Origin of the sequence: Sphingomonas sp. (genome assembly GCF_050725575.1) — a bacterium.
GTDB lineage: Bacteria > Pseudomonadota > Alphaproteobacteria > Sphingomonadales > Sphingomonadaceae > Sphingomonas.
Genome location: NZ_JBOHHW010000001.1, coordinates 238453 through 249327, shown reverse-complemented (window position 1 = coordinate 249327; position 10875 = coordinate 238453). Strand labels below are relative to the sequence as shown.

The 10875-nt window shown below is 65.1% G+C and carries 8 protein-coding genes; 1 reads left to right on the top strand and 7 read right to left on the bottom strand.

Features of this window, described 5'->3' with window-relative positions; all coding sequences use genetic code 11:
* Positions 1 to 2: 2 nt before the first annotated feature.
* The 7 genes from ACRECS_RS00975 to ACRECS_RS00945 all read right to left on the bottom strand — a co-directional run bounded on the left by ACRECS_RS00975 (position 3) and on the right by ACRECS_RS00945 (position 10269).
* Complete coding sequence (locus ACRECS_RS00975) at positions 3 to 830, bottom strand: polysaccharide biosynthesis/export family protein (protein ID WP_431581085.1); 828 nt, start codon at positions 828 to 830, stop codon at positions 3 to 5.
* 20 nt (positions 831 to 850) lie between these two features.
* Entirely contained in the window at positions 851 to 2014 is a 1164-nt protein-coding gene (locus ACRECS_RS00970) for a hypothetical protein (protein ID WP_431581084.1), read from the bottom strand.
* A gap of 281 nt (positions 2015 to 2295) precedes the next feature.
* Positions 2296 to 2472: a hypothetical protein gene (locus ACRECS_RS00965; RefSeq protein WP_431581083.1), complete on the bottom strand. Its 177-nt coding sequence runs from the start codon at positions 2470 to 2472 to the stop codon at positions 2296 to 2298.
* 152 nt (positions 2473 to 2624) lie between these two features.
* Positions 2625 to 4016 carry an exopolysaccharide biosynthesis polyprenyl glycosylphosphotransferase gene (locus tag ACRECS_RS00960; protein ID WP_431581082.1) on the bottom strand — a complete coding sequence of 464 codons (1392 nt, stop codon included), beginning with the start codon at positions 4014 to 4016 and terminating at the stop codon, positions 2625 to 2627.
* 263 nt (positions 4017 to 4279) lie between these two features.
* Positions 4280 to 4510 carry a hypothetical protein gene (locus tag ACRECS_RS00955; RefSeq protein WP_431581081.1) on the bottom strand — a complete coding sequence of 77 codons (231 nt, stop codon included), beginning with the start codon at positions 4508 to 4510 and terminating at the stop codon, positions 4280 to 4282.
* A gap of 119 nt (positions 4511 to 4629) precedes the next feature.
* A complete protein-coding gene (locus ACRECS_RS00950) occupies positions 4630 to 6327 on the bottom strand; it encodes a serine hydrolase domain-containing protein (protein ID WP_431581080.1) in 1698 nt (565 codons plus the stop codon).
* Between the two features lie 342 nt (positions 6328 to 6669).
* Positions 6670 to 10269: a hydantoinase B/oxoprolinase family protein gene (locus ACRECS_RS00945; RefSeq protein ID WP_431581079.1), complete on the bottom strand. Its 3600-nt coding sequence runs from the start codon at positions 10267 to 10269 to the stop codon at positions 6670 to 6672.
* A gap of 95 nt (positions 10270 to 10364) precedes the next feature.
* Between ACRECS_RS00945 and ACRECS_RS00940 the strand changes: the two genes are divergently transcribed.
* Complete coding sequence (locus ACRECS_RS00940; protein WP_431581078.1) at positions 10365 to 10874, top strand: winged helix DNA-binding protein; 510 nt, start codon at positions 10365 to 10367, stop codon at positions 10872 to 10874.
* The last annotated feature ends 1 nt before the right edge of the window (position 10875 follow it).

The following is a 10875-nucleotide window of genomic DNA, read 5'->3' as shown; positions in this document are numbered from 1 at the left end:
GATCAAAACAGCTTTTCGCGGATGATCAGCACGTCTTCCGGCTGAACTGGATCGTCGAGCGTAACGGTCTCCAGTTCCTTGCCGCCGCGTCGTACCTTGATCCGCCGCGTCGACCCGGCGAGCGTCGGCCCGCCGGCCAGCGCCAGCGCCTGGCGGAATGTTTGTCCCGGGACAAAGGTGAATGCGCCGGCTTGCTGCACCTGGCCGTAGACATAAACTTTCTCGGCCGGCGGGACGAACAGGATGTCGCCCGGCATCAGCTGACGGTTGGCGCCCGGACCCATTTCGACCAGCGAGATGCGCACCGCGCCGCTGCCGTCCGCCGGCGTCAATATGACCGCATTCGCACCATTGGTGGTCGCGCCGCCCGCCTTGGCCAGCATCGATGCCAGCGTATAGGATCGGTCGAGCGGGTAATTGCCGGCTTGCGGCACGTTGCCGAGCACGGTCACGAACCGGCTGACGAACTGGCTGACCTCGACATTGATCGACGGGTTGATGAGATAGCCGCCCTTGGCATAGGCGGCGGCCAGTTCCGCGGCGAGCTGCGCGGTCGTCTTGCCTGTCGCCGGGACAGCGCCGAGAAAGGCGAGGATCACCGTGCCGTCGGTCTTGACCCGGGTGGTCACCGACAGATCGGCCTGATTATACACCGAAATCTTGATCTCGTCGTCCGGGCCGAGCAGATAACCGCGATCGGCCTGAGCCTGACCGGCGGACAGGGCAGGGGCCGTCGCACTGGGCGCAATTGTCCCGCTTGTCTGCGCCAGGGCGGTGCCGGGCACCATGGCGAGCGGCAGGACAAGTCGCCAGATGGTCCTTTTTGCCATCAGAGAAACTCCCGTCATGTTCAAAACCTCGCTGTCGCGCCCAGCGTCAGCCGGATGCCGCGATAATTGGCGACGCTGCTGTCGGTGCGGCGATCATATCGGCTCGCGACGAACTGCAACTCGGTCCGCTCGCTGAGCTTGCGGCGCAGCGCGGCGCCGAACTCGTTGGTGCGGTCCGCTGTGTAACTGAATGGCCTGAGGGCGGCGTCCTGGCGGAACCGGCGCCGCTCGAGCTCGCTGAACACGCTGATCGAGGTCAGTTCGCTCAGGCCGATTTCGCCGGTCAGCCGATAGCTTGAGCGGATCGCGAACCCGCTGGCAATCAGGCTGTCATTGACGATTGCGCGCTCGGTAAAGCCGGTGATCTTGACTCGCGGAATGATCGATGTCGACGCGCTGACCGTCCAGCCCGGCCCGCGATAACGCCCGATCACGGCCGAGCTGCTCGACACGTCGAGCCAGCGCAGATCGACATCGATCGAGGTCAGTGGCGACACCGCGCGCTGGAACGTCACGCCCGCCGCATTGCTCCTGTTGCTGATGCCCAGCGCACCGCGGTCGCTCGTCACATGCTCATAATAGAGACTGATCGCGCCAAGACTGGGCCGCCGATAGCCCAGCCCGGCACGATAGGTGTCGCTGGTCTGATCGGCATAATCGAACGCGTCGGCATTGCGCGTGGTGTCGCGCCGATAGCGCGCCAATGGATAGAATCCGGCGGTGCGGTCGCAGCTGAGATCGGCGGACACGGTAGAGAAATGCTGCAGATTCTCGGTCGCGCGATTGATGTCGCCATAATCCGCGCGCTGCTGGCGATAGGATGCGGCCGGCGTGATCGAACAGGCCGTCCCGAACCGGAAAGCGCCCGTCGCGCCGGCTTCGATCCGCGGCTTGCTGCGCTGCGATTGCGACACGAACTGGTCATAGCCAAGCAGCGCGCGCAGATTGAGGTCATGGCGCCCGATCGCCTTGTCGAACTGGGCCTCGATCGAGGGCGAGACGATCACATCGCCGATCGGATCCTCCACCCGCCGGTCAACGCGGTAGATATTGTCTTCATAACTGATGTCGATCGACGGCACGATGTGCAGCCCAAGTGTCTTGGCGCGACTGTCGTCATCATCCGCATGCGCCGGAGACGTCACTCCGGCACAGGCAATCACGCTGCCAATGGCGGCCGCCACGGCGCTATGAGTTCGAGGCCTCGCACCTTTCGCAGGTGCAAAATAATTAGCCCTAAACCTGGAAAGTACAGAGCTATACAAACGCTTTTACCCTTATTGCATTGCAGCAATAAAGTCATGCTAGACGGTTTGTTTGGCGAAACACACCGCCGCTCGGGCGGTTGGTCGTATCAATGGCACGGCTCGCTGCATCGCCATCGGCAACCGGCGCCGGCGCCGAAACGGCAATCGCGCGAGACGATCGATATTGAGGGCGGATTGCTGCCGGCCGCAGCGCGCGGTCAGAAGATCAAATAGCCGATTCCGGCCAACGCCGCGGCAAACACCACGATCCCGGCCCAGCGGGACACCAACTGAATCCCGCGCTCGGTTATACCGTCGACCGCTTGAGGTGCGCGCGCGCGCCGTTCGTCCACGGCGCCGGTCGGCTTGGCAGACACCCCGGCCTGCTTCCTCAAAACCCCGTTCCTGTCCGCCACCTGCAACCTTCCCGCTGGTCCAATTGTGGCGGTTTCCCTGCGCTACAAATGGTTTACGCGAAGTTATCGGAAGGGTGCGCGACGCCACGGCTGGTCGCAAACCTGGTATCAGGGCCTGCATCGGTATGCCCTTAATAGGCATTCTTGTGGACCACGACCTGCGCCGTGATCACCAGAATGGCGATGTCCCGCAACAGGCTCCAGCCATGGAGATATTCAAGATCGGCTTCGAGCCGGTTGAGAATATCGTCGCGATGCTCGGTCGCGCCGCGGAAACCGCGGATCTGCGCGAGGCCAGTGATGCCCGGCTTCAGCGCGTGGCGATGCCAATATTGCGGATCGACGCGCCAGAACAATTCGTCGCCCGCCATCGATCCCAGCGCATGCGGGCGGGGGCCGACCAGGCTCATCTCGCCGAGCAGGACGTTGATCAGCTGCGGCAATTCGTCGATGCTGGTCTTGCGGATGAAACGGCCGACGCGCGTGATGCGGTCATCGTCGCGGCTCGCCGATCGATTGCCGGCCAGGTCGCTCTGCTCCACGCGCATGCTGCGGAACTTCAGGATCCTGAAGATGCGGTTGCCGCGCCCCATCCGCTCCTGGCGGAAGAAGACCGGGCCGGGTGAATCGAGCCGGATGGCGATTGCCAGCGCGATCATCAGCGGCAGCAACAGGATCAGCACCGGCACGGTGATGGCGATGTCGAGCAGGCGCTTCTTGGCGCGATTGGCCAGGTTCAGCGGCCCACGCGCCACCACCAATGTCGCCGACCCGCGATAATTCTGCACCGCCAGCGGTGCGAGCGGCTCCATTTCCGGCACGATGATCTCGCCCAGGATATTGGCGCCCTTCAGCATCTGCGCCCAGTCCGCCTTGCGATCCGGCGGGCAGGAAATGATCACCCGGTCATAATCGCGCAGGATCGTGCCAAGCCGGTGGAGCATGTAGGGATCGTCGAGATTGGCGGTGATCGCAGCGCGCTGTGCGTCGATCAGGTCGATCCCGGTACAGTCGGCCGGCGGCATTCCGCCATCGACGATCATCAGCTCCGCCATCAGATTGTCGCCGAACTTGCTCCGCGTCGTCCGCGCGATCAGCACGCGCTGCGCGAGCAGCAGCACGCTGCCCGAGACGATCCCGGCCGACAGCGCCAACCGCGAGAGTTGGCTGGTCGCCTTGAGTGAAAACACCACGAGGAAGAAGACCAGCAAGGTGCCCGCGATCGCGGCGATCGCGCTGCGGCTGGTCACGATGCTGCCGGTCAGGCAGCGCGGATTATAGGCCTGGTTGTTGAAGGCGACGATGACATAGGCGAGCAGCGCCGCGCTCAGCGAGGTCCAGAAGTCCGGGAAAACGGTCCCCGTCGGCGCGACGCCGGCGCCGACCGCGAACCCGGCGGCGATCGCCACGCAATCGGCCACGACCAGTCCCATGCAAAGCCAGATGCGGGCATTGCGATAGACCATGGCCGCCGAGGGCTGGCTGCTGGGAAACCCATGGATTGCCAGGTCAATTTTCGACACGCGCTACCCCTTAGTCCCGCCTGTATCCACGACGCCCACACGGTTAGAGGAAAACCGGGCGCCGCTTCCAAGGTCTTGCTGCAATGCAACAGGAACATAACCGCCGATGCGGGGCAACCCTCCGTCCGGCCGGATCGGGCGCTTATGGGACGATCCGTGCTTTCAGAGAGGCTCGCTGAGCCAAGCCAGGATGTATGACAAGCTGCAGGACGTGCCCGATTGCACCGCAAAGCAGCATAACCGCTGCCGTAGCGTCAACCGGTCTAGAGAAAGCGGATCGCGAGCCAGATAAGGCCGCCCAGCGCCACGAAAAAAACGATCGGACCGATCGCGCGGGAAAACGCTTGAATCAGCTGCTCGATGCGCTCCTCATCGAAACGCCACCTTGGGTTGGCCTCGATGCGATCGTCCTTGGACTCGGATACGCCGATGGATATCAAGCGCTTCACAGCACCCGAATCGCCGTCCGGCGGCCCCGAAATAGGTTGCCCCATCCTCTTCCCTCTCGGGGTTGCGGCTGACCTCAGCGTCCCCTTTATGTCCTATTATAGAACCATGGCCAAAAAAGCAGCAGTTAATTGGTCAGGTCCCCCTCAATCGCAAGCAGGCGCCCTCAGCTGATTCGCGTGAAATCCATGCCGCAGAAGATCAGCCGCGACGGGACGCCGTTTACCGCTCCGTCGAACCAGACTCGCGTGACACCGCCAGCATCCTCTTTGGGCGACCAGAAGCCGCCAGGTCGCCGGACGAACTCGCCCGCCCCCTCGGCAACCAGCGCGCTGCCCCGCGCCAGGACGACGAAGGTGCCGTCGCTCGAGCTATATTCTCCGGTCAGAGGCTTGAGCGCCGCGGCGGCGACGGGTTGCGGGAGTGCCGCGCCACGGCCGAACAGGATGTCGCCCCACCAGAAGCGGTCCGCCTTATCGCCGTCGAAATCGAGCTGATGCGCGGCATAGCCCGGATGATCCGTGGCGAGCGAGTCCTTGCCGGCAAGTTCGACCCGGCCCACTCCATTCCTGTCCGCCAGCACCAGTCCGGTACCGGTGGCGCGCAACGTGACCGAGCGGCCATCAGGCCCGGTAAAAGTGCCGGCATAATGTTCCGGCGTCGGCACGCGACGGAACGCGATCGGATCGGGCGGCGGCGGCAAAGCCGTACCCGCGACGACGGCACGCATGAGCTGAATGGCGTAGATTGTGGTCAGCCGTGGGCGATAGGAGATCAGCCGCCCATTGACGCTGGCGAAGCAGGCGACGCCCGCTGCGGGATCGGCATGGAAGGCCGATGAGAAAAGCGTCATGCCACCGGTATGATGCAGGGCGGGCTTGCCATCGATCTGCACCGTCGCAATGCCGCTGGCATAGCGTGCGCCGGCCCCGAATTCACTGCTGGTGATATCCTCGGCGAGCATCTTCTTTGCCGCGGCATCGGACATCAGCGGACCGCCCTTGCCTGCGCCAAGCGCGAGCACATAGCGCAGATACCCCGCCATGCCGTCGGCCGAGGCCGCGACGGCGCCGGCGGCATTGTCGGATTCAGTCCATGGTCCGGGGATCAGCGCGGCGCGGCTCATCACCACGCCATCCTCGCGGATCGGCACATAGCCGGTGGCATAGCGGCCGCGATCGGCGGTGCGGATATGCGCGGTGGCGCCGGTCATGCCGAGCGGTTTCAGGACATCGTCCTCGAGCGCCTGGAAATGCGGCTTTCCGGACACCTTGCCGATGATCAGCCCGAGCATCGCATAGCCGATATTGCTGTAGGACATGCGCGCGCCAGGCTTGAAGCCAGTCCACAGCTTTCCATCGGGGGTGCGCGGAAAGACCGGTGCGTCATGCGCGAGGCCGCCGGCATGGTTGAGCAATTGGTGCACCGTCATTGGCTGGGCAGGCAGCGGCACGCCGGCGAGATAGCGCGACACCGGCGCGGACAGATCGATCAGTCCCTTGTCCTGCGCCGCATGCAGCCACAGCCCGCTGATCGACTTGCTGATCGATCCGATCTGGAAAAGCTGATCGGGCGTCACCGGCAGGCGCTTGTCGACATCCGACCAGCCGACACTGAGCGAGGCGGTGAACCCCTCGACATCGACGATGCTGATGGTCATGCCGGGCAGGCCGACCGCGTCGAGTTCGGCGGCGGCATAGTCGCGCAACCGCTCCAGCGCCGCGCCATAGTCGCGGCCCGACTTGTTGCGGATCGCAAGCGTCGCAGGTGTCTTCGTCGCGCCGGCGATCGCCGGGGCGGGCAGGGTCGCCGCCACGCCTCCGATCACGGCCAGTCCCAGCAGGTCGCGCCTGTTCATGCCCATCATTTTTCTCCCCAGTGTATTTTGTCCTGTACAGGATTCTTATACATCGATCTCACATGTGATGACACCGGGCAAGTGCTTCCGCGATTCCGTCAGCCGTTGGGCAATCGCTGTGGCGATCCGGTTTTCGACGACAGGAATGAGCGTGCCGGATCAGTCCGGTAAGCAGTGGCATGCCCGATCCGGTGTGAGCGTTGAATCGTCGTAAGCGACAGGGGCTGCTCGCAGAGGCGAGGGAGATATGGGACACCGGATGTTCCAAATCTTTTTTCGCAGAAATTTGATAATATCATTATATGACAATCACTTAATGTGATATCAATGATATCGGGCAGGGGCGATTCAGGCGTGCGCTACTCCAAAGCCACCGCCGCCGGGGGTGAGGATCACGAAGCAATCGCCCGGCTGCAGTTCGACCTGGTCGCGCCCCTCCAGCGGTTCGCGGCGGCCATCGGCGCGGTCGACATATTGCTGGCCCATGGCGCCAGCGCTGCCGCCGGCGAGCCCGAAGGGGGCGACGGTACGACGCGAGGCGACGATCGTTGCCGTCAGCGGTTCGAGCGCCGTGACCGCACGCTCGGCGCCGTCGCCGCCAGGATAGTTGCCGGCCCCGCCCGAGCCGCGCCGAATGGCGAAGCGGTCGAGCCGCACTGGATAGCGCATCTCGAGAATCTCCGGATCGGTGATGCGCGTGTTGGTCATATGCGTATGGACCGCCGACGCGCCGGCAAAACCGGGGCCGGCCCCTGCGCCGCCGCAGATCGTTTCATAATATTGGTGGCGGGCATTGCCGAACAGGAAGTTGTTCATCGTGCCCTGTGAGGCCGACGCCGCGCCAAGCGCGCCGAACAGTGTATTGCACACCGCCTGGCTGACTTCGGTATTCCCGGCCACCACCGCGCTTCCGGGCGGTGGCGACAGGAAACTGTCCTGGGGAAGCCGGATGGTGAGGGGAGCGAGGCATCCCTCATTGAGCGGAAGCTCCTCACCGACCAGGCAGCGAAAGGCATAGAGCACCGCCGCAGTGGTCACGGCGGGCGGGGCATTGAAATTGCCGGCGCTGGCCGGACCGGTGCCGGCGAAGTCGATCACCGCGGAACGTGCCGCATGATCGATCGTGACCGCCACGCGCAGCGGCGTTCCGTCATCCATCGGATAGTCGAAAACGCCATCCGACAATCTGGTGATGACACGGCGGATGCTCTCTTCGGCATGGGCCATGATATGGCCCATATAGGCCTCGACCATCGGCCAGCCCCGGGCCGCGATCAGCGCGCTCAGTTCAGTGATGCCGGTCTCATTGGCGGCGAGCTGCGCCTTGATGTCGGCAAGGTTGGTTTCGGGGCTGCGCGCGGGGAAGCGGGCGTCCTGCAACAGTGCCAGAAACGCCTCTTCCTGAAGGTCGCCGCCCTGAACGAGGAGGAAGTCGTCGATCACGACCCCTTCCTCCTCCAGCGTGCGGGAATCGGGCGGGGTCGAGCCGGGGGTGAGGCCGCCGATATCGGCATGATGGCCGCGATTGGCGACGAAGAAGCGGATGGTCTCGCCATGCTCGTCGAACACCGGCGAGATCACGGTCACATCGGGCAAATGCGTGCCGCCATTGAACGGGTTGTTGAGCGCGACCGCATCACCCGGCCTGAGCGTGGCGGCCCGGCTCGTCAGCACGGTGCGCACGCTCTCACCCATTGCGCCGAGATGGACCGGGACATGCGGCGCATTGGCGATCAGCCGCCCTTGGGCGTCAAACAGCGCGCAGGAGAAATCCAGCCGCTCCTTCATGTTCACGCTGCTTGATGTGTTGCGCAGCACCACGCCCATCCGCTCGGCGATGCCCATGAACTGGGTGTGGAACAGCTCGAGCTGAATCGGGTCGGCCACAGCGGGGTCATGCGCCGCGCGCGGCGTTGCCGCGACATGGGTGAGTAGCAATTCGCCCTGAGCGCCGATGTCGAGACGCCAGCCGGGCTCGACCATGGTTGTGGCGATCGCTTCGCGGATCAGCGCCGGTCCGTCGATTCGGTCGCCGGGGCGGAGCACTGCGCGGTCATGCACCGGCGCGGCATGCTCCGCGCCTCCGGTCCATAGCGACACGATGTCAATCGGGGGCGGGAGCGCCCCGTCGCGCGGTGCAAGCGCCGGCAGGCTGATCGCGGGCCCGGGCCGCACCGCCTCGACCACAAGGCTTTCGACCGTGATCGCCCGGCCGGGGCTGATAAAGCCGTAGCGCGTGCGATGGGCGCGCTCGAACTCTTCGTGCATGGCGGCTTCGTCCGCCAGTGCGACGGCGAGCGCCATATTGGTGCCGGCGTAGCGCAAATGAACAGCGGTGGTGCGGACGACCTCGCCCTCGCCGGATTCCGCAGCGCCCAATTCGCCGGCGGCCGCGTTGCCGAGCGACGTGGCGAGCTCCTCAAGATGCCCCACAATTGCCGCAACCAACAGTCGCTCGACCGATTGCTGCCGGATTGCCGTGCGATCGGCGAGGCCCATGCCATAAGCGGACAGAACCCCGCCCAGGGGATGGATCAGCACGGTCCGCATTCCCAGCGTTTCGGCGACGCGGCAGGCTTGCTGGCCACCCGCGCCGCCGAAACATTGCAGCGCGAAACCGGTGACATCGGCGCCCCTTTCGAGTGCGACGCGCTTGATCGCGGCGGCCATGTTCGCGACCGCGACAGTGAGGAAGCCTTCAGCCACGGCGCGGGCATCCTGCGTCTTGCCGGTGGCCTCGGCGATCTCCTCCGCGAGCGCGGTGAAGCGGTCCGTCACGACAGCATGGTCGAGCGGCTGGTCGCCGCCGGGGCCGAAGATCGCGGGGAAATGGCCGGCCTGGATCTTGCCGACCATCAGATTCGCGTCGGTCACGGTGAGCGGTCCGCCGCGGCGATAGCAGGCGGGCCCGGGATTGGCGCCGGCACTGTCCGGTCCGGCGCGGTAGCGGCTGCCGTCGAAGCGGAGGATCGATCCGCCACCGGCGGCGACCGTCTCGATCGCCATCATCGGGACGCGCATCTCGACGCCGGCAATCTCCGCATCGAACACACGCTCGAACGTCCCGGCATAGAGCGTGACGTCAGTCGAGGTGCCGCCCATGTCGAAGCCGATCACTTGCGGGAAGCCCGCTGCCTCGGCAGTGCGGGCGGCGGCGACCACGCCGCCCGCCGGCCCGGACAGGATCGCGTCCTTGCCCTGGAACTGGCGGGCCGCGGCGAGCCCGCCATTGGACTGCATGAAGTGCAGGGGCGTCGGGCCAAGCGCGTCGGCGACGCGGTCGACATAATGACGCAGCACCGGCGAGAGATAGGCGTCGACCACCGTCGTGCGCCCGCGTGCCACCAGCCCGGTCAGGGGACTTACCGCATGGCTGGCCGAGACCTGAGCGAATCCCGCCTCGTGCGCCAGTGCCGCGATCCTTTGTTCGGTCGCGGGATAGGCCCAGGCATGCACGAGCGCGATCGCAACCGCGTCAAAGCCCTCGGCGTGGCGGTCGGCGAGCATTGCCAGAGTCGCATCGTCGTCCAGCGGGACGATGGTCCGTCCCTCGGCGTCGATCCGCCCGCCGACTTCGACCACGCCATCATAGAGCGGCTCAGGCAAATGAATGGCGAGATCGAACAGACGCGGACGTGCCTGATTGCCGATCATCAGCAAATCGGCAAAGCCGCGATCGACGATCAGCAGCGTGCGTGCGCCTTTGCGCTCCAGCAGGGCATTGGTCGCGACCGTGGTTCCCATCTTCACCGCCTCGATCCGGTCGGCGGGCAGCGGTTCGTGCGGGGCGATGCCCAGGATCGAGCGGATCCCGGCGATCGCTGCGTCGGGATAGCGTTCGGGATTCTCGCTCAGCAGCTTGGCGGTCGACAGCGTGCCGTCCGGGGCGCGCGCGACGACATCGGTGAAGGTGCCGCCGCGATCGATCCAGAACTGCCAGCCGTTCATCGCTTTCTCCAATTTATCGACAAATCGTCGATAAATTACATATACACGTTGACATCGGATCGATCCAGCGCAACCGTCCGACAAGGAGGAGAGGCATGACTGAAGCGAGACGAGCGATCGTTTCCTCGGCGCATCTGGCGGATGGCGCGGCACCGGCGCTGTCGGAGCTGGAATTCAGCCTGACGCTGGCGGCGACCGCCTATCAGCGCTGGATCGCGCGCTGTGCGCTGGCGGCCGGCGTGCAATTATCGCCGCTCGAAATACTGGTCCTGCACACGGTGCGCCATCGCGGCCGCGCCAAGCGGCTGAACGACATCACGCTGGTGCTGGATATCGAGGATACGCATCTCGCCACCTACGCGATCCGCAAGCTGGAGAAGGCCGGGCTTGTCCGGACCAGCCGATCCGGCAAGGAGAAGCTGATCGACGCCACCGAGGCGGGGCGGAAATTCTGCGAGGCCTATCGTGCGGTGCGCGAGCGGATCCTGGCTGCGCCGATCGCCGTGGACGGCCCCGGAGAGACCGCGCTGTCCGATGCCGCGGATCTGCTCCGCCGGATTTCGGGGCAGTATAACCAGGCGGCACGCGCCGCCGCCACGCTGTAGC

Bases quoted from the DNA above. Each gene is read 5' to 3' on its own strand.
- ACRECS_RS00975 (WP_431581085.1), bottom strand. From the start codon at position 830: ATGGCAAAAAGGACCATCTGGCGACTTGTCCTGCCGCTCGCCATGGTG.
- ACRECS_RS00950 (WP_431581080.1), bottom strand. From the start codon at position 6,327: ATGGGCATGAACAGGCGCGACCTGCTGGGACTGGCCGTGATCGGAGGC.
- ACRECS_RS00955 (WP_431581081.1), bottom strand. From the start codon at position 4,510: ATGGGGCAACCTATTTCGGGGCCGCCGGACGGCGATTCGGGTGCTGTG.
- ACRECS_RS00940 (WP_431581078.1), top strand. From the start codon at position 10,365: ATGACTGAAGCGAGACGAGCGATCGTTTCCTCGGCGCATCTGGCGGAT.
- ACRECS_RS00945 (WP_431581079.1), bottom strand. From the start codon at position 10,269: ATGAACGGCTGGCAGTTCTGGATCGATCGCGGCGGCACCTTCACCGAT.